12 protein-coding genes, 1 tRNA gene and 1 pseudogene are annotated in these 19,305 nt (G+C 49.3%); 9 read left to right on the forward strand and 5 right to left on the reverse strand.

Annotation, left to right across the window (positions count from 1 at the left end):
• Nucleotides 1-273: 273 nt before the first annotated feature.
• The 3 genes from JFY74_02580 to pepA form a co-directional block, all read right to left on the reverse strand.
• Nucleotides 274-3,129 carry a valine--tRNA ligase gene (locus JFY74_02580; protein QQG28976.1) on the reverse strand — a complete coding sequence of 952 codons (2,856 nt, stop codon included), beginning with the start codon at nucleotides 3,127-3,129 and terminating at the stop codon, nucleotides 274-276.
• 12 nt (nucleotides 3,130-3,141) lie between these two features.
• Complete coding sequence (locus tag JFY74_02585; GenBank protein QQG28977.1) at nucleotides 3,142-3,591, reverse strand: DNA polymerase III subunit chi; 450 nt, start codon at nucleotides 3,589-3,591, stop codon at nucleotides 3,142-3,144.
• A gap of 104 nt (nucleotides 3,592-3,695) precedes the next feature.
• Entirely contained in the window at nucleotides 3,696-5,207 is a 1,512-nt protein-coding gene (gene pepA / locus JFY74_02590) for a leucyl aminopeptidase (protein ID QQG28978.1), read from the reverse strand.
• Between the two features lie 282 nt (nucleotides 5,208-5,489).
• On the opposite strand from pepA, the gene lptF reads away from it, so the two are divergent.
• The 5 genes from lptF (at nucleotide 5,490) to JFY74_02615 (ending at nucleotide 10,469) form a co-directional block, all read left to right on the forward strand.
• Nucleotides 5,490-6,605: an LPS export ABC transporter permease LptF gene (gene lptF / locus JFY74_02595; protein QQG28979.1), complete on the forward strand. Its 1,116-nt coding sequence runs from the start codon at nucleotides 5,490-5,492 to the stop codon at nucleotides 6,603-6,605.
• Complete coding sequence (lptG, locus tag JFY74_02600; GenBank protein ID QQG28980.1) at nucleotides 6,605-7,681, forward strand: LPS export ABC transporter permease LptG; 1,077 nt, start codon at nucleotides 6,605-6,607, stop codon at nucleotides 7,679-7,681. The genes lptF and lptG overlap by 1 nt, the downstream gene beginning before the upstream one ends.
• Before the next feature lie 230 nt (nucleotides 7,682-7,911).
• A tRNA-Leu gene (locus JFY74_02605) sits at nucleotides 7,912-7,996 on the forward strand.
• Between the two features lie 220 nt (nucleotides 7,997-8,216).
• Complete coding sequence (locus JFY74_02610; protein ID QQG28981.1) at nucleotides 8,217-9,473, forward strand: tyrosine-type recombinase/integrase; 1,257 nt, start codon at nucleotides 8,217-8,219, stop codon at nucleotides 9,471-9,473.
• A 279-nt stretch (nucleotides 9,474-9,752) separates the two neighbouring features.
• Nucleotides 9,753-10,469: a hypothetical protein gene (locus tag JFY74_02615; protein QQG28982.1), complete on the forward strand. Its 717-nt coding sequence runs from the start codon at nucleotides 9,753-9,755 to the stop codon at nucleotides 10,467-10,469.
• Nucleotides 10,470-10,737: 268 nt separating this feature from the next.
• Here the strand turns inward: JFY74_02615 and JFY74_02620 are convergent, their stop codons facing one another.
• Together JFY74_02620 and JFY74_02625 are read right to left on the reverse strand one after the other, a co-directional pair.
• Nucleotides 10,738-11,022, reverse strand: coding sequence for an XRE family transcriptional regulator (locus JFY74_02620; protein QQG28983.1), 285 nt, complete (start codon nucleotides 11,020-11,022; stop codon nucleotides 10,738-10,740).
• On the reverse strand, nucleotides 11,012-11,332 hold the full coding sequence (locus tag JFY74_02625) for a type II toxin-antitoxin system RelE/ParE family toxin (GenBank protein QQG28984.1): 321 nt from the start codon (nucleotides 11,330-11,332) through the stop codon (nucleotides 11,012-11,014). Before JFY74_02625 ends, JFY74_02620 begins: the two co-directional genes overlap by 11 nt.
• Nucleotides 11,333-11,383: 51 nt before the next feature.
• Between JFY74_02625 and JFY74_02630 the strand changes: the two are divergent.
• From JFY74_02630 to JFY74_02645, 4 genes and pseudogenes are all read left to right on the forward strand, one after another.
• Nucleotides 11,384-12,007: pseudogene (locus tag JFY74_02630) on the forward strand (site-specific integrase).
• A 299-nt stretch (nucleotides 12,008-12,306) separates the two neighbouring features.
• Complete coding sequence (locus JFY74_02635; protein ID QQG28985.1) at nucleotides 12,307-14,670, forward strand: SAM-dependent DNA methyltransferase; 2,364 nt, start codon at nucleotides 12,307-12,309, stop codon at nucleotides 14,668-14,670.
• Nucleotides 14,670-16,040, forward strand: coding sequence for a restriction endonuclease subunit S (locus tag JFY74_02640; protein QQG28986.1), 1,371 nt, complete (start codon nucleotides 14,670-14,672; stop codon nucleotides 16,038-16,040). The genes JFY74_02635 and JFY74_02640 overlap by 1 nt, the downstream gene beginning before the upstream one ends.
• Complete coding sequence (locus tag JFY74_02645; GenBank protein ID QQG28987.1) at nucleotides 16,037-19,285, forward strand: type I restriction endonuclease subunit R; 3,249 nt, start codon at nucleotides 16,037-16,039, stop codon at nucleotides 19,283-19,285. The genes JFY74_02640 and JFY74_02645 overlap by 4 nt, the downstream gene beginning before the upstream one ends.
• Nucleotides 19,286-19,305: the final 20 nt, after the last annotated feature.

A 19,305-nucleotide genomic window follows, 5' to 3' on the forward strand; every position in this document is an offset into this window, starting at 1 on the left:
ACGTAAATTGAGCTGGATTCTGGTTTTTAAATTATTCTGTGTTGATAAGTGTCCAAACAATATGGTGTTGGCAATGTCACAGCACGTGGGAATTTATTTCCCTATCCGTTGTTGAGCAATAAATAGGTTTTTGGCGTGACTTTTTTACAGGCAGAGCCAAAACCAAGCCGATAACCACGTCCACAGGACGTGGTTTTGAGTTAGCAATAAAAAGCCCCGTTTTGCAACGAGGCCTTTGTTATTACCATACTACCGCTGGAAATCAGTTAGCGCTTACAGCGCAGCGATGACCGCGTGCTGCTCCAGCAGTTTGGCTTTCGCTACGGCGTAACCGTCCAGCTTCTCGCGCTCTTTGGCGACGACCGCTTCCGGTGCACGAGCCACAAAGCCTTCGTTGGACAGCTTGCTTTCGATGCGCTCAATCTCTGCTTCGATTTTCGCTACTTCTTTCGTCAGGCGATCCAGCTCTGCCGCTTTATCGATCAAGCCTGCCATCGGAATTAACAGCTCGGCACCATCAATGAGTTTAGTGACGGAAACCGGACCTTTATCGCCCGCAGGCAGCAGCGTAATGCTTTCCAGACGCGCCAGCGTTTGGATGAAGCTGCGGTTCTCTTCCACGCGACGCTGTGCTTCAGCAGTGACATCACGCAGTAAGACTTCCAGCGGTTTGCCCGGCGCGATGTTCATTTCTGCGCGAATGTTACGCACCGCGATAATCGCCTGCTTGATCCACTCCAGATCGTTCAGCGCCAGCGTATCTTCCTGCGCGGCATCGAACTCAGGGAACGGCTGCAACATGATCGTGTCGGCGCTAATGCCTTTCAGCGCTTTAACGCGTAGCCAGATGGTTTCGGTAATGAATGGAATAATCGGATGTGCCAGACGCAGCAACGCTTCCAGTACAGTAACCAGCGTGTGACGCGTACCGCGCAGTTCCGCTTCTGAACCGCCATTCATCACAGGCTTTGTCAGCTCCAGATACCAGTCGCAGAACTGGTTCCAGGTGAATTCGTACAGAATGTTGGCCGCAATATCAAAACGATAGCCGTCCAGCGCCTCGCGGTAGGCTTTCACCGTACGGTTGAATTCTGCCAGAATCCAGCGGTCGGCCAGTGACAGCACTTTCTCGCCTGCGCCAAAGCCGCAATCCTGATCTTCGGTGTTCATCAGCACAAAACGGCTGGCGTTCCACAGCTTGTTACAGAAGTTGCGGTAACCTTCCAGACGCTTCATGTCCCAGTTGATATCGCGACCGGTAGAGGCCAGTGCTGCCAGCGTGAAGCGCAGGGCATCCGTACCGTGAGGCTCGATGCCGTTCGGGAACTGTTTCTCGGTACGCTTGCGGATTTTTTCCGCCAGTTGCGGCTGCATCATGTTGCCAGTACGTTTTTCCAGCAGCGCTTCCAGCGAAATGCCGTCCACCATATCCAGCGGGTCGATAACGTTCCCTTTGGATTTGGACATCTTCTGGCCTTCATCATCACGGATCAGGCCGGTCATGTAGACGGTATGGAATGGCACCTGTGGTTTGCCGTCTTCATCTTTGATGAAGTGCATGGTCAGCATGATCATGCGGGCAATCCAGAAGAAGATGATGTCGAAGCCGCTGACCATCACACTGCTTGGGTGGAAAGCTTTCAGATCTGGCGTTTGTTCTGGCCAACCCAGCGTAGAGAACGTCCACAGCCCAGATGAGAACCAAGTATCCAGTACGTCTTCATCCTGATTCAGAACGACATCGTCAGCGAGGTTGTTTTCACTGCGTACTTCCGCTTCGGTGCGACCGACATAGACGTTGCCATTGGCATCGTACCAGGCCGGAATGCGGTGACCCCACCACAACTGACGGGAGATACACCAGTCCTGAATGTCGCGCATCCAGCTGAAGTACATGTTTTCGTACTGTTTTGGTACGAACTGGATGCGGCCATCTTCCACCGCTTCCACCGCTGGCTTAGCCAGCACGGCAGCACGCACATACCACTGGTCGGTCAGCATCGGCTCAATCACAACACCGCCACGGTCACCGTAAGGAACGGTCAGATCGTGCGCTTTGATCTCTTCCAGCAGGCCGAGCTCATCGAATGCGGCGACCAGCGCTTTACGCGCGGCAAAACGCTCCAGACCCTGGAAGGCTTCGGGAATGTCGCTGCTGCAAGTGGTGCTGGCTTCGCCATTGGTATCAAAGATTTCAGCGCTCTGGCGGATATCACCGTCGAACGTCAGGATATTGACCATCGGCAACTGGTGGCGTTTACCGACTTCGTAGTCGTTGAAGTCGTGAGCTGGCGTGATCTTCACACAGCCGGTGCCTTTTTCCATATCGGCATGTTCGTCGCCAACGATCGGAATTCGACGGCCAACCAGCGGCAGGATCACTTCTTTGCCGATCAGATCTTTATAACGCGGATCTTCCGGGTTAACGGCGACACCGGTATCACCCAGCACGGTTTCTGGGCGGGTGGTCGCGACAACCAGATAGTCTTTCCCGTCGGCGGTTTTCACGCCATCAGCCAGCGGATAGCGCAGGTGCCACATCGACCCTTTCACTTCGCGGTTTTCTACTTCCAGATCGGAAATCGCGGTGCGCAGTTTCGGATCCCAGTTCACCAGACGCTTGCCACGGTAAATCAGGTCTTCTTTATACAGACGGACGAATACTTCTTTCACCGCGTTGGACAGGCCTTCGTCCATAGTGAAGCGCTCGCGCTCCCAGTCAACGGAGTTGCCCAGACGGCGCATCTGATTGGTAATATTGCCACCGGATTCGCCTTTCCACTGCCAGATTTTATCGATGAACGCTTCGCGGCCGTAATCGTGGCGAGTTTTGCCTTCTTCTGCGGCGATCTTGCGCTCAACGACCATTTGCGTGGCGATACCCGCGTGGTCAGTACCCGCCTGCCACAGGGTATTTTTGCCCTGCATGCGCTGATAGCGGATCAACGTATCCATAATGGTTTGCTGGAAAGCATGACCCATATGCAAGCTGCCGGTGACGTTGGGCGGCGGGATCATGATGCTGAAGCTTTCTTTACTCGTGTCGCCGTGTGGCTTGAAGTAGCCTTGCTTTTCCCAGTGTTCGTAGAGCGGCTGCTCGATATCTTGCGGGTTATATTTCGTTTCCATTATGCTCAAAATTCAGTGAGTTGGCGGCGTAGCCGTGGTCAATTGGAAGCCGACGCTGCGATAGGTTTTATAGCGGTCGCGCGCCAACTGTTTCAAGGATTCTTCGTAAGGGACAAAGTCTATCACTTCATGGAAAGCGGTGGCAAAATCTGCGAACTGTGGCAATAGGTTGATCAGCAGATCCCGTGGCGCGTTGCCACGCCGCTGCGGCCAGGCCAGTTCGACTGGTGCGCCGTGACGAGGCCCTTCGCCTGCCAGATTATGCGGCACGAATGCGTTGGGATCGCGCTGCCACAGCGCCTCGTCCAGTCTGATGGCCTGTTGCTCGTCTTCACAGGCAATCAGCACGCGCTTTCCTGCTCGCCAACGTTCTGCCGCCAGATCGCATGCCAGTGCCTCATGGGCGCTGAGCTCACCGCTTTTGCTGTCGTGTTCGAGAAGATAGAACGTTGCGTTTTTCATTGTTTACACTATTGATAAGGGCCGGAATATCCGGCCCGATAGACAATTACCTTATAAGGATAAGGCAATCGCTGGCTTTGGTCATCGCCGTTGACGTGAAAGTCTTATTCTACGTCGTTCTGTCCGGCGCGGTTAAGCAGGAACTGTGATAACAGCGCGACCGGACGACCCGTTGCACCTTTGGCTTTACCTGAACGCCAAGCAGTACCCGCGATATCCAGATGCGCCCAGCTGTACTTACGCGTAAAGCGCGACAGGAAGCAGCCTGCGGTAATCGCACCGCCCGGACGACCACCAATATTTGCCATATCGGCAAAATTGGATTCCAGCTGTTCCTGGAATTCGTCGGTCAGCGGCAGACGCCATGCGCGGTCACCAGACTGCTCGGACGCGCTCAACAGTTCGTGCGCCAGCGGATTGTGGTTCGCCATCAGCCCGGTGATGTGGTGCCCCAGCGCAATCACGCACGCGCCGGTCAGCGTCGCGACGTCAATCACCACGTCCGGCTCATAACGCTCAACGTAGGTCAGCGTATCACACAAGACCAGACGGCCTTCTGCATCGGTGTTCAGCACTTCTACCGTTTGACCGGACATCGTGGTCAGCACGTCACCCGGACGGTATGCACGGCCATCGACCATGTTTTCACAGCCCGCCAGCACGCCGATAATATTCAACGGCAGCGCCAGTTCGGCCGCCATGCGCATCACGCCGTAGACCGTGGCCGCGCCGCACATGTCGTACTTCATTTCGTCCATGCTGTCGGCAGGTTTGATGGAGATGCCGCCGGAATCGAACGTCAGCCCTTTACCTACCAGCACAATCGGGCGGGTTTCTGGGTTCGGATCGCCTTTATATTCGATAACGGACATCAGCGATTCATTCTGCGAGCCCTGACCCACGGCCAGATAGGCATTCATGCCCAGCTCTTTCATCTGCTGTTCGCCAATCACGCGCGTGATGATGTTCTGGCTGTAAGTATCGGCCAGTTGACGCGCTTGCGAAGCCAGATACGCGGCATTACAGATATTCGGTGGCATGTTGCCGAGATCTTTCGCGGCTTTGATGCCCGCTGCAATCGCCAGACCGTGCTGAATAGCGCGCTCGCCGCTGGTCAGCTCACGGCGCGTCGGTACGTTGAAGACCATTTTGCGCAATGGACGGCGCAGCTCGACCTTATTGCTCTTAAGCTGATCGAAGGTATACAGCGTCTCTTTTGCGGTTTCGACCGCCTGACGCACTTTCCAGTACGTGTTACGGCCTTTCACGTGTAGCTCTGTCAGGAAGCAGACTGCTTCCATCGAGCCGGTTTCGTTCAGGGCGTTGATCGTCTTCTGAATCACCTGTTTGTACTGGCGTTCATCAAGTTCGCGCTCTTTACCGCAACCAATCAGCAGAATGCGCTCGGAAAGAATGTTAGGTACATGGTGCAAAAGCAGTGATTGCCCCACTTTGCCTTCTAATTCACCACGGCGAAGCAACGCGCTGATGTAGCCGTCGCTGATTTTATCGAGTTGTTCGGCAATAGGGGACAGACGACGCGGTTCAAACACGCCGACGACAATGCAGGCACTGCGTTGTTTTTCCGGGCTACCGCTTTTTACGCTGAACTCCATGTACTCTCCTGAATCTTAAAGACAACGGCGGGGGCAACGGCTAGAATGTGACACTCCGTAATACTTCCCGCCGTTGCGTTAACATAACCTGTGTTAATCTTAACGACGTAGCGAACCTGTTTTAGTGACTAATAAGCAGGTTCTGATACAACAGCTCAAACGCAGTGTGTTGTAATACAGTTTTAGCTAAGAGGGCAGCCAAAAATGAGTATAAATGGCGCGTTAGCGAAGAAACTATCGATTTTCCTGCAAAAAGACAAGTTTTCACAGGCGTAATTAAGCGTGATCATCATTCGATATCTGGTACGGGAAACCTTTAAGAGCCAACTGGCCATCCTTTTCATTCTGTTACTGATTTTCTTTTGTCAGAAATTGGTACGGATACTGGGTGCCGCTGTTGATGGTGAAATCCCGACAAATTTGGTTATCTCCCTGTTGGGATTGGGCGTGCCAGAAATGGTGCAGCTCATCCTGCCATTAAGTCTGTTTCTTGGCGTATTGATGACGTTTGGCCGCCTCTATGCGGAAAGCGAGATCACCGTCATGCATGCCTGCGGGCTAGGCAAACGCGTGTTGCTGAAAGCCGCGCTGGTCCTGGCGGTGTTCACTGCTATTGTCGCAACCATTAACGTCATGTGGCTCAGCCCGTGGTCGTCCCGGCACCAGGAAGAAGTGCTGGCGGAAGCGAAGGCAAACCCCGGCATGGCAACGCTGGTAGAAGGGCAGTTCCAGTCTGCACAGGGCGGCAACGCGGTGCTGTTTGTCGGCAATGTCAAAGGCTCGGAGTTTGAGCACGTCTTTCTGGCACAGCTGCGCCCCAGCGGTAACGCACGGCCTTCTGTCGTCGTGGCCGATCGCGGTCATATCAAGCAAAACGAAGACGGTGCGCAGGTTGTGACGCTGGATAACGGTTCGCGTTATGAAGGCACGGCGCTGCTGCGTGATTTTCGTATCACGGATTTCACCAACTATCAGGCCGTGATTGGTCACCAGAGCGTGACGCTAAATAATAGTGACGTGCAGCAAATGGATATGCAGACTCTGTGGCATTCGGATGCGCACGATGCACGTGCAGAGTTCCACTGGCGGCTGACGTTGATTATTTCGGTACTGATCATGGCGCTGATGGTGGTGCCGCTGAGTGTGGTGAATCCACGTCAGGGGAGGGTGCTGAGTATGCTGCCCGCGATGCTGCTGTATCTGATTTTCTTCCTGTTGCAAAGCTCGCTGCGTTCTAACGCCAGTAAAGGCAAAATCGATCCGATGGTATGGATCTGGCTGACCAACCTGACGTACTTCGGTATCGCTGTGATGCTTAACCTCTGGGATACCGTGCCGATGCGCAAAGTGCGCGCCCGCTTTAAGCCTCGTACGCTTAGCACACAAGGAGCGGCCTGATGTTTGGTGTATTAGACCGCTATATCGGCAAAACGATTTTCACCACCATCATGACGACGCTGTTCATGCTGGTGTCGCTCTCCGGCATCATCAAGTTTGTCGACCAACTGCGTAAAGTGGGGCAGGGCGAATATTCGGCGCTGGGGGCGGGGCTGTACACGCTGCTCAGCGTACCCAAAGATATTGAGATTTTCTTTCCGATGGCGGCGCTGCTTGGCGCGTTGCTTGGGTTGGGCCAGCTTGCGACGCGTAGTGAGCTAGTAGTGATGCAGGCTTCCGGCTTTACCCGCTTGCAGATTGCGACGGCCGTGATGAAAACCGCGATCCCGCTGGTGCTGCTGACGATGGCGATTGGCGAATGGGTTTCTCCGCAAGGGGAACAGATGGCGCGTAATTACCGTTCTCAGATGATCTCCGGTGGATCGATGATCTCTACGCAGGGCGGACTGTGGGCAAAAGACGGCAATGACTTTATTTATATTGAACGGGTGACGGGCGATAAAGAACTGTCTGGCGTCAACATCTACCACTTCGACGATAAGAACAAGCTGCTATCTGTGCGCTATGCGGCCTCCGCCGAGTTTGAAGAGGATCGGAATGTTTGGAAGCTCTCACAGGTTGATGAATCCGATTTGAGCGACAGCAAACAGATTGGCGGCAGCCAGACGCTCAGCGGCGAATGGAAAACCAACCTGACGCCCGATAAGCTGGGCGTGGTGGCACTGGAACCAGATGCGCTGTCGATACGCGGGCTACATAATTACGCCAAATACCTGAAACAAAGCGGGCAGGAATCAAATCGCTACCAACTCAACATGTGGAGCAAAATCTTTGCACCCATCTCGGTCGCGGTGATGATGCTCATGGCGGTCTCTTTCATCTTCGGCCCATTGCGCAGCGTGTCTGCGGGTTCACGTATCGTGATAGGCATCAGCTTCGGCTTCCTCTTCTACCTGTTGAATGAGATTTTCCGCCCACTTAGCTTAGTCTATGGTATCCCGCCGATCCTGGGGGCTATCTTGCCGAGCTCGTTGTTTCTGTTCATCAGCGTCGCGCTGCTACTGAAACGCCGATAGCATCTAATAAATCAGAGAAAGCGCCGAGTGGATAACCCCTCGGCGCTTTTTTATTGGTCGTGGCAAATCGCCTTGGCAACACCCATTACCACACAATATTGAAGGTAAAAAAGTCATAACACGTTGCTAGAGATGATTTTTTCAGCACTTAACCGAACACTGAGTGGATTAACGTTGCGCGTGGGCTGTCAAAAGGTATAATGCACCCGTTTTCCGCATACTACTTCTGTGCCGAAGTGGCGAAATCGGTAGACGCAGTTGATTCAAAATCAACCATCGAAAGATGTGCCGGTTCGAGTCCGGCCTTCGGCACCATAGTATGAAAATTAAGTCACCTTAGGGTGGCTTTTTTTATGTCCGCAATCGTCCAGTGACGTCCATATCTTACTGTAAAATAACGATTTTAATTTAATTTCCCTCTCAACTATTTTGTCTGTTTTATCCACAGTGGTCTTTCTTCGTCCATTGACATCCAGATGATTTGGGGGTCAAGATGAGGGTCAATTCACTTCGATTATGAGTTGACCCCCAAATTATGGCGCTGACCGACGTTGTTGCCCGTACTGCCAAGCCTCGCGAGAAAGCCTATAAGCTCGCGGACGCGCACGGCCTGTATCTTTTGGTGAGTCCTAACGGCTCTAAGCGCTGGTATCTCAAATACCGCTTTGAAGGTAAGGAAAGCCGGATTGCGTTCGGTGCCTATCCGTTGATCTCGCTGGCAAGGGCCAGAGAGAAACGTGATGAGATACGATTGCTGTTGTTGGAGGGTATCCACCCAACGGAAAAGCGTGAAGAAGAAAAAGAGCAGGCGCAAGAGGCGTTGAATATTTTTGCCAAGGTCGCGCAGGACTGGCATCGAAACATTAGCCAAAACAGATGGTCAGAAACGCACGCCGGACGGGTATGGCGTGATATGGAACGAAATCTCCTGCCTGCTATCGGGCATCGCCATATTGCTGACCTAAAAACTAAAGACCTGCTGGAGCCGCTGAAAGTCGTCGAACAGAACGGTCATCTTGATTTGGCGTCACGGCTGCGCCAGCGCGTCACCGATATTATGCGTTATGCGGTGCAGAACGATCTGATAGAGCGCAACCCCGCGCAAGACCTCTCCGGGGCGATAGCCGCGCCCAAGGCCACCCATCGGCCAGCCCTGAAGCTGAATAAACTGCCGGATTTTCTGGCAAGGATTGAACGCCACAAAGGGCGGGCGTTAACCAGACTGGCGTTAAAACTTACGCTGTGCGTTTTTATCCGCTCCAGCGAGCTACGTTTTGCCCGCTGGCCGGAAATCGATTTTAAACACGCTATGTGGACGATACCGGCTGAACGTGCAGCCATTCCTGGCGTGAAGCACTCACAGCGCGGTGCAAAGATGCGCTCTGAACATCTGGTGCCGTTATCCCGACAGGCTTTAGCGCTGCTGGAAGAGATTAAGGCCATCAGCGGTGCTCATGAACTGATCTTCCCCGGCGATCGTCGGCCAACCAAACCGATGAGTGAAAACACCGTCAACAATGCATTGCGAACCATGGGCTACGACACCACTACCGAGGTTTGCGGACACGGCTTTCGCACCATGGCCTGTAGCGCACTGGTGGAGTCCGGCCAGTGGTCGCGGGATGCGGTAGAGCGGCAAATGAGTCATCAGGAACGCAACGGCGTTCGTGCTGCCTATATCCACAAAGCGGAGCATCTGGATGAGCGTAGGCTAATGCTGCAATGGTGGGCGGATTATCTGGATGCGAATCGGGAAGAGTATGTGGTGCCGTATGAGTTTAAAAAGATCTGATTCCTATATGGTTGTATTCTAATGTGAAATTATTTTATGGATGAAATATTATGAATTTTTACAAGATAAAAAAGTATTCGCTTCATATAGTTATTTTCGTTTTCTTAATTGTTAACGTTTTTTTATTAAATATAAATTTATTTTCAAAAGTGTTTTTTTGTATTTTTTCTTATTTTTGTGGTTTTATTTTGTTTCTTACAAAAAGAGTCTTTTAAAAAAATAATACATTATTTTATTTATTTTAATAATGACAAAATAGATAAGAAAATTTCAGGTGGTATGTCATTATTAGCTTGGATTTTTTTCGTGTCCTCTTTATTTTTACTAAACATTGGGTTTGTATGGTTAGCTCGGTGGTCTATTTTAGCATTCATTATATTTGTTGTTATTAGTGGCGTGCTTACTTTCTATGATCTTGACCGCGAAGGTCATATTACCTTTAGTAAACTTAGGGTTGTGTTTTTTAGCGGAATATCTTTATTGTATTTTATTACAAGCGTATATGCAGCTAGCTATTTTATCCAAATGAGTAATATGGATATCAGTGATTCTCCCTTGCTTGAACTTGGGTGGAAATTGGCTTTTTTTGTTATTTATTTTTTTATGATATTACAACCAATTTCATATGGGGCATTTCTATTAGTATCAGATAAATTGAAAGGACATCAATTAATTACTTTTTTTGGAGTCTTGATGTTAACAGCTCTGCTGCTGTCTGCCATACCTCGCTGGACTGCAAATTTTATAGTCATCGTACTTGATTGGGCTACGAGTAGTGAATGGCATACTTCTGCAACGTGTGGTTCTTTGAAGATTAGTGACTCAACTGAGCGATATTTTGGATTTAATACAGACAAGTACACAGTTTATTTCTCTAATCGTGATGGGAAATGGGGATTTGAAGAACTTCAATGTGCTAAAGATGACAAAAATCAGGACTCGTTTACCCGCGTGCTTGTGGAACAGTCAAACATGCCTCAGTGGTTTAAAGAATAGACTATCGATAGCTATATCAAACAACAGAGCACCCATGTAATGCTATCTATTGGGTAGCTGTTATTTACCTATCTACCGCGCCAGCCCCTTTTTTGGGAGGGGCTGGCGCTCATTTTTCTTATGTGGATGATTTCCCAGCTACTCATAATACCCAAGTATCATTTTGCCAGATCGCTTTCCACCGTATAGAAGTAGCAAGCGACACCTGTAGCACCAATGCTAATTGGCAAGCCAGTGCAAAATCCGGCTTATAAATACCGTGCTAATCTTAACCCAGCGACAGCTTAAGCTGCATCCCACAAGCAGCGGCATACCGTTGTAAGGTTGAGATACTCGCACTGGAAACATTTCTCTCAAGGCGGCTCACCGCAGGTTGGCTTACACCCATACGAGCGGCGATCTCTGTACTTGTCAGACCTGACTTGGACTTCATTTCGATCAGAACAGCGCGAAGCGCTTCTTCTTGAGTTTCGTCCTCATACGCTTTTTTAACTTCAGGATTAGAAAGCGCTTTCGCTTTAACTTCAGAGAAGCTGATACCTTTAACTGCCATCTTTCAATTCCTCCCATCTTGACTTTGCTAGCGCTATTTCAGCTTTCGGGGTCTTAGGGGTTTTCTTTACGAACGTCCTTAAAATATAGATCTTACGTCCTTTTGCGTAAGCAAAAAACGTTCTGCTGATGTCCTTTCTACCAACCCGTAGCTCAAACAACCCACCTTCGATAATGTCTGTGTCTGGATATCTTAGCTCTGGCCCTTTAGCTTCAAGCTTTTCAAGCTTTTCAAGCCCTTTTGCTTGCATGACCGGTTCGAGGTCATAAATTTCGCTTGCAGCTTCGGGGTGAAAAATCAATTCATACATGTCAGTCCCCTTATTAACGGAGAATATAACTCATAAGTTATAATAACTCAAATGTTATATTTGGCGTCTATCGGCAGACCATTAACTCGTTTGGCGGTCGAGTTGACGCTACTGATCTTTATCCGTTCCAGCGAACTGCGCTTTGCCCGTTGGTCAGAGATCGATTTTGAAACCTCAATGTGGACCATTCCCCCTGAGCGCGAACCGATAGAAGGTGTGAAGCACTCTCATCGTGGTTCTAAGATGCGAACTCCCCACCTTGTGCAACTGTCCCGACAGGCGTTAGTTATCCTGAAGCAAATACAGCAATTCAGCGGCGACCATGAACTGATCTTTATTGGCGATCACGACCCACGTAAGCCAATGAGTGAAAATACGGTGAATAAGGCGCTGCGGGTTATGGGGTATGACACCAAGATTGACGTCTGCGGCCACGGCTTCAGAACGATGGCCTGTAGCTCGCTGATTGAGTCGGGATTATGGTCGAGGGACGTAGTTGAACGGCAGATGAGCCATATGGAGCGTAACTCGGTTCGTGCAGCGTATATCCACAAGGCGGAGCACTTGGACGAGCGTAAGCTGATGCTGTAATGATGGGCGGATTTTCTGGATGCGAATCGGGAGAGGGCGGTGAGTCCGTTTGATTTTGGGAAGGTTATTAATCGACTAAAATAGAAACTTTCCTTTTCCTGCATCTGTTTTGAAAAATTTCACATAAGGGCATTCTCTGCTGATTTTTTGAGTAGGTGGAGAATGCCGTGTATTTTTTGCCATGGTTGGTTTTCACCTCAGCATGCCGCTTTCGTCGAAGACTTAGCGCTGCTTAAGTCATGGCCCACCGCGGTGTTCATTTATTTGCCCGTATCGTTTGCGATAGCCTTCGTTGCGGGTATTATTTTGTGAATTACATTCTAAAACTGAATTTATGCTTGCGCATCTTTGCGCGATGGCAGCGATCTCTTCTAAGGATTTTCATGTCTAACACTAATTTTTCTCAAACGGCTGCCTTTATCTGGTCCGTTGCTGACTTGCTTCGCGGTGATTTTAAACAATCCCAGTATGGACGCGTGATTCTGCCTTTTACGCTGCTGCGTCGGCTTGAGTGCGTGTTAGCCGCGAGTAAAGAAGCGGTGTTAGCGGAAGTCGAAAAACTTAAGACAAGCCCGCTGCCTGAAGAGGGACGAGAGAAGTTTCTGTTACGCGCCACTCATGGCCTGTCATTCTTCAATACCTCGCCGATGGATCTCGGCAAGATGGGGCAGAACGACATTAAAGCGAATCTGGAGAATTACGTTCAATGTTTCTCAAAAGATGCGCGTGAAATTTTTGAGCACTTCAAATTTAGTGAGTTCGTTGGCCTGCTGGATGATGCAAACCTACTGTTCAAAATCGTCAAAAAGTTCGCCACTACAGACCTCAGTCCAAAAGCGATTTCTAACTATGAAATGGGGCTGGTGTTTGAAGAACTGATTCGCCGTTTTGCGGAAAGTTCGAATGAGACTGCTGGGGAACACTTTACTCCACGCGATATCGTGCGTTTAACGACTTCACTGGTGTTTATGGAAGATGATGAAGCGTTGTCTAAAGACGGCATCATTCGCACCATTTATGACCCGACGGCGGGGACTGGCGGCTTTCTCTCTTCTGGCATGGAATATGTGCACGAGCTTAACCCGAATGCGGTAATGCGAGCTTTTGGTCAGGAGCTGAATCCAGAATCTTACGCAATTTGTAAAGCCGATATGCTGATAAAAGGACAGGATGTTAGCCGTATCAAACTGGGCAACACCCTTTCCAACGATCAGTTACCGCAAGACCAGTTCGACTATATGCTGTCGAACCCACCGTTCGGTGTGGACTGGAAAAAGATTGAAGGTGAGATTAACGACGAGCATAAACTGAAAGGCTTTAATGGCCGTTTTGGCTCAGGTTTGCCGCGCGTATCCGATGGTTCTCTGTTGTTCCTTCTACATCTGATCAGCAAAATGCGTGATACCCACAATGCTGATGGTTCAGTCAATGATGGCGGGCGTATTGGCATTATTCTCAACGGTTCTCCGCTGTTTACCGGTGGTGCGGGTAGCGGTGAGAGCGAAATCCGCCGCTATATTCTGGAGGCCGATTTGCTGGAAGGCATTGTCGCGTTGCCGACAGATATGTTCTACAACACGGGGATTGCGACTTACGTCTGGATTCTGTCGAATAAGAAAGCAGCGGAACGCAAAGGCAAAGTCCAACTGATTGATGGCACTAACCTGTGCGGCAAGATGCGTAAGTCGCTGGGTTCCAAGCGTAACCTGATGGGCGAGGATGATATTAAGCTTATCACCCGCACGTTTGGTGGTTTTGAGGTGGTTGATGCGATTTCTCTTGAAGCCTTAGGTCTTGAAAAAGCAGCAGAGCAAAAATCCAACCGTGGACGCCAGTCTGCAACGGCCAAAACGGAAGCGCCAAAAACCTTCGCCAGCAAAATTTTCAACAGTACCGATTTTGGCTACCGCCGCCTGACCATTGAGCGTCCGCTGCGTCTGTCTGCACAGGTTACCGATGAAGCCATTGCCAGCCTGCGCTTTGCGCCGAAGCCGTTTAACGCGCCGATGGAGCGTCTGTATGACGAGTTCACTGCGCAGTGGCAGGATGATAATTATGGCAGTTTTGCTGATATCGAAGCGGAAGCTCGCGCCATCATTAAAGCTGAATTTGCCGAGCTGAAAGAGAAGCAAATTAAAGACTTGCTCGACAGCAAACTGTGGCTGGCGCAGCGCGAATTAATGATCAAAGTACAGCAGATCCAAACCGCGCTGGGAACGCAAGCAGGTGGAAAAACGCTGATCAGTAACGACTTTAACCAATTCCAACTTACTCTGAAAGGGGCGCTGAAAACCGCAGGCGTTAAGCTGGATACCAGAGAGAACAAACAATTTATCGACGCGATCACCACGAAAAACTCAGATGCAGAACCGGTGGTGAAAAAGGTGCTGAAAGAAGCCGCCCAACCGCTGTACGGTGCGTTTGAATACAAGGGTAACGTGGTAGAGTTCGAGCAGGATGGCGATTTGCGTGATAACGAGAACGTACCGTTGAACCCAGCAGTTGCTACCAGTGACCTGATCGAAAGCTACTTTAAAGCGGAAGTGCTGCCGCATGTGGCCGATGCCTGGATTAATGCCGATAAACGTGATGCCAAAGACGGTGAAATTGGCATTGTCGGCTATGAGATTCCGTTTAACCGCCATTTCTACGTGTATCAGCCGCCGCGCCCGCTGGAAGAAATTGATGCCGATCTGGATGCGGTCAGCGCCGAGATTATGAAGCTGTTGCAGGAGGTACATTCCTGATGGCTAAATATAAGGCGTATCCGGAGTATAAGGATTCTGGGGTTGAGTGGTTGGGTGAAATTCCAAGCGATTGGCAGACATTATGTGGCAAGTATGTATTCAAGGAGATTAAAGAGTTATCTACTAGTGGCGATGAAATGCTGCTTTCTGTGTCTGAATACTATGGTGTTAAACCTAGGCAAGAGGTTATTGAAGATGGTGATTTCATCTCAAGGGCTGACTCTCTAATTGGTTACAAAAAATGTCAGGTCAATGATTTGGCAATGAACATCATGCTTGCTTGGAAGTGCGGCCTTGGTGTTTCAAAATATGAAGGTATTATTAGCCCAGCATATTCTGTTTTTAGATTTGACACTGCAATAGCTTTACCTGGGTATATGCATTACCTACTCAGGACGAAGATTTATACAGACCATTTTAAATCTCTTTCTACAGGGGTTATTGATTCTCGCCTTCGATTATATCCCGAGATGTTTGGGGGAGTTGAAATTTTATTACCTGAACTTGATGAACAAGTAAATATATATGCTTTCCTCGACCACGAAACTGCAAAAATCGATAACCTAATCGAAAAGCAACAGCAACTGATTGAGCTACTCAAAGAAAAACGTCAGGCAGTGATTAGCCATGCCGTCACCAAAGGGTTAAACCCTGATGTGTCGATGAAAGATTCTGGTGTTGAATGGTTGGGGGAAGTGCCTGAACATTGGGTCTCTGTTCGAGTAAAGCAAATATCCTCATTTATTACTTCTGGCCCGAGAGGTTGGTCTGATTTTATTACTGATGAAGGAAATGAAATATTTCTTCAAAGTGGTGACTTAAATAATGAACTTGGTCTGCAACTCGATAAAGCAAAACGAGTATCACCACCTAAAAATGCTGAGGGAGTGCGCACCAAACTGGTCGCGGGAGATGTTGTCGTATGTATTACTGGTGCAAATACTGGACGGGTCGCTATTGTCCCTGAGCTTTCTCAATCAACCTACATTAATCAACATCTGAGTCTGATTCGCCCCAACACATCTACTATTAACTCTGCATTTCTGGGTTATAGCCTTGCATCATCTGTAGGACGTTCATTCTTTGATGTTGCACAATATGGGCTAAAGGAAGGGTTGAGCTTGGGTAATGTAAGTGAAGCACCATTAGCGTTACCCCCAAAACATGAACAAGATGTAATCGTAAAATACCTAGAGTCCATCAGAAATAATTATGACAATCTGTCGAGATTATCAACAATCCAGATTGAGTTGCTTAAAGAACGCCGCACCGCTCTAATCTCTGCCGCCGTCACCGGAAAAATTGACGTGCGCGACTGGGTTGCACCTGACACGCAGGACATTGAGGAATCACAGGAGGTGAACGCATGAGCATGGACTCCACCAAAGAAGCGATCTTCCAAAATGAAATTATTGCACAGATGGTTGAACATGGCTGGATTGTCGGAAAAGGTGATGGCTACGATCGTGAACGTGCGCTGTATTCGCAAGATGTGCTGACCTTCGTTAAAACGACTCAGCCGCAGGAATGGGAAAAGCTGGTTAAGGTTTTCCCTACCGATACTGAGCGTCATTTCCTCGATGCACTGGTGGTACAGCTTAAGAAAGCCGATGTTAACGCCACCGATAAACTCTCGCGCACCTACGGTACGTTGGGCGTATTGCGCAATGCGCTAAAAATCCGCAATGCGCGTTTTACGCTATGCCAGTTTAAACCCGAGCACAATTTAAACCCGGAAACGCTGGCGCGTTACCAGCAGAATATCTGCCGTATTGTGCCGGAGCTGGTTTATAGCCCGTATGCCACAAAAGCGGTGTTTGAAGAAACCGGCTTAAAAGCGAAAAAGTGGCGTATCGATCTGGTACTGTTTGTTAACGGTCTGCCGGTGGCGACGCTTGAGTTGAAATCCGAATTCAAACAGGTGGCACAAAACGCGATTAAACAATATAAGAAAACGCGTTTGCCGAAAGATCCGATAACCAATAAACCTGAACCGCTGCTGACCTTTAAACGCGGGGCGCTGGTGCACTTTGCCGTCAGCCAGTATGACGTGTTTATGGCGACGAAATTGGCTGGTGATGACACCTTCTTCCTGCCTTTTAATAAAGGCACGGCTGACGGCGGTGCAGGGAACGACATTCCTGACAATGAAAACGAGTACGCCACCAGCTACCTGTGGAATGAGGTTCTACTGCCGGACAATCTGCTGAATATTCTCGCGCGTTTTGTGCATTTGCAAATTGAGGAAAAAGAGGACTGGAACGGGCTGAAGGTTAAAAAAGAGAGTTTAATCTTCCCTCGTTATCACCAGTGGGATGTGGTGAATAAACTGATTCACGCCGCCACGCGAGAAGGCACCGGAAATAAATATCTTATTCAGCACAGTGCCGGTTCCGGTAAGTCCAATTCGATTGCCTGGACCGCCCACCAGCTTTCTACACTCTATGATGATAAGGGTGAAAAGCAGTTCCACTCGGTGATTGTTGTTACCGACCGAACGGTATTGGACGATCAGCTTCAGGATACGATTTACCAGTTTGAGCATCAGGACGGTGTGGTCGGGCGCATTAATAATAAAGAGGGCGACGGCTCTAAATCAGAGAAACTTGCCAGTGCGCTGGAAAACTCACAGCCGATTATTATCGTTACCATCCAGACCTTCCCGTTTGTGCTCAAAGCCATCGAAAACAGCGTCAGCCTTAAGCAACGCAAATATGCGGTGATTGCGGATGAAGCGCACTCTTCCCAAAGTGGTTCCACGGCGCGTCAGTTAAAAGAAGTGCTGATGACCGAAGAAGCGGATGACGATGTGGTGCTGTCGTCGGAAGATATTTTGGGGGCCACCGTTGCCGCACGCAAAGGCAGTAATAATCTTAATTTTTATGCGTTTACCGCCACGCCAAAAGCGAAAACGCTGGAGCTGTTTGGCCGTCGCCCCAACCCTCTTGAACCCGCATCCAAGACCAATAAGCCCGAAGCGTTTCATGTCTACTCGATGCGTCAGGCCATTGAAGAAGGCTTTATTCTTGATGTGCTGAAGAACTACACCAACTACAAAGTGGCGTATAAGCTGTTGCAAAAGCTGGACGATCCTGACCGGGAAGTGGACAGTAAAAAAGCCAAAATAAAACTAAACCAGTGGGTTACGCTGCATGAACATAACGTCTCGCAAAAAGTCAAAGTGATTGTCGAGCACTACCGAAAACACGTCATGCATTTACTCGGTGGGCAGGCGAAGGCCATGGTCGTGACCAGTTCGCGTAAAGCGGCGGTGCGCTACAAGCTGGCGTTTGATAAATATATTGCTGAGAATCACTACCAGAAAATTAACGCGATGGTGGCGTTTTCAGGCGAAGTGGAATTTGTTGAAAGCGATCAAAACAGTCTCGCGCTGTTAAATAAAAAGTTCACTGAAATCAATATGAATCCAGGGCTGAAAGGCCGGGATATGCGCAAGGCCTTTGATAGTGATGATTATCAGGTCATGCTGGTTGCGAATAAATTCCAGACGGGGTTTGACCAGCCGAAGCTGTGTGCCATGTATGTGGATAAACCTCTCGGCGGGGTGGAGTGCGTACAAACACTCTCGCGCCTGAATCGTATTTATCCGAGCAAAGCGCAGTCAGGCACCTTCGTGCTCGATTTCTACAATGAACCGGATGATATTCTGGGGGCTTTCCAGCCTTACTATCAGACTGCCGAACTGACAGATATCAGCGATCCGCAGTTAGTCTTCGAGCTATTCGAGAAGCTCCGTGCCAGCGGTATTTTCTTGTGGAATGAAGTGGAACAATTCTGCGAAGCGTTCTTTACCAAAAATAAATCCAACGCGGCAATTAGCAATATTTGTAAACCCGCCGTTGAGCGCTGGAAAAAACGCTATACCTCGGCCATTGATGCCTATGTGTTGGCAAAGGAAATTTTTGAGCGTACGAAGAAAACCAACGATGTGGTGCTGATTACCAATGCTGAAAACAGCTTTAAAAGCTGTAAGCAAGAGAAAGACACGCTGGATATCTTCAAGAAAGATCTCGGTAGTTTTGTCCGTTTCTACGAGTTTATGTCACAAATCGTTGAGTACGATGATAAGGAACTGGAGAAACTCAGTCTGTTTGCCCGCCATTTACGGCCATTGCTGCATGAACAGAATGTTGAAGAAGATGAGGTTGATTTAAGCAATGTGGAAATGAGTCATTACCGCTTGTCAAAAATTCACGAACAACATCTGAAACTTCAGGAAGATGCCGAAGAATACAAAATAAAGCCAGGTAACGACATTGGCACCGCCAAGCCGAAGGATAAGAAAGAAGAATTTCTGTCACATATTCTGGCGCGTCTTAACGAGCTGTTTATTACGGATAATCTGACCGATAAAGACATGATTAATTATGCTTTTAGCGTGCGCGACAAGTTATCAGAAAATCAAGCGGTGATGACGCAGATTGCGAATAACACACGCGAACAGGCCATGCTGGGTGATTTCCCTAAAGCGATTGATGACGCGGTGTTGGACAGCAATGACGCGCAGCAGGAGATGATGATGCAATACCTGTCTAATCCTGAACTGGCAAAAGGGTTTGCCCGGGTGGTGTTTGATATGTTGAAAGGGGCGTGAGTTTTCCACTGACTGGGTAT

Origin of the sequence: Pectobacterium carotovorum (assembly GCA_016415585.1) — a bacterium.
In the GTDB taxonomy this organism is placed as follows: domain Bacteria; phylum Pseudomonadota; class Gammaproteobacteria; order Enterobacterales; family Enterobacteriaceae; genus Pectobacterium; species Pectobacterium carotovorum_K.

Bases quoted from the DNA above. Each gene is read 5' to 3' on its own strand.
- JFY74_02580 (QQG28976.1), bottom strand. From the start codon at position 3,129: ATGGAAACGAAATATAACCCGCAAGATATCGAGCAGCCGCTCTACGAA.
- JFY74_02585 (QQG28977.1), bottom strand. From the start codon at position 3,591: ATGAAAAACGCAACGTTCTATCTTCTCGAACACGACAGCAAAAGCGGT.
- pepA (QQG28978.1), bottom strand. From the start codon at position 5,207: ATGGAGTTCAGCGTAAAAAGCGGTAGCCCGGAAAAACAACGCAGTGCC.
- lptG (QQG28980.1), top strand. From the start codon at position 6,605: ATGTTTGGTGTATTAGACCGCTATATCGGCAAAACGATTTTCACCACC.
- JFY74_02610 (QQG28981.1), top strand. From the start codon at position 8,217: ATGGCGCTGACCGACGTTGTTGCCCGTACTGCCAAGCCTCGCGAGAAA.
- JFY74_02615 (QQG28982.1), top strand. From the start codon at position 9,753: ATGTCATTATTAGCTTGGATTTTTTTCGTGTCCTCTTTATTTTTACTA.
- JFY74_02620 (QQG28983.1), bottom strand. From the start codon at position 11,022: ATGGCAGTTAAAGGTATCAGCTTCTCTGAAGTTAAAGCGAAAGCGCTT.
- JFY74_02625 (QQG28984.1), bottom strand. From the start codon at position 11,332: ATGTATGAATTGATTTTTCACCCCGAAGCTGCAAGCGAAATTTATGAC.
- JFY74_02635 (QQG28985.1), top strand. From the start codon at position 12,307: ATGTCTAACACTAATTTTTCTCAAACGGCTGCCTTTATCTGGTCCGTT.
- JFY74_02640 (QQG28986.1), top strand. From the start codon at position 14,670: ATGGCTAAATATAAGGCGTATCCGGAGTATAAGGATTCTGGGGTTGAG.
- JFY74_02645 (QQG28987.1), top strand. From the start codon at position 16,037: ATGAGCATGGACTCCACCAAAGAAGCGATCTTCCAAAATGAAATTATT.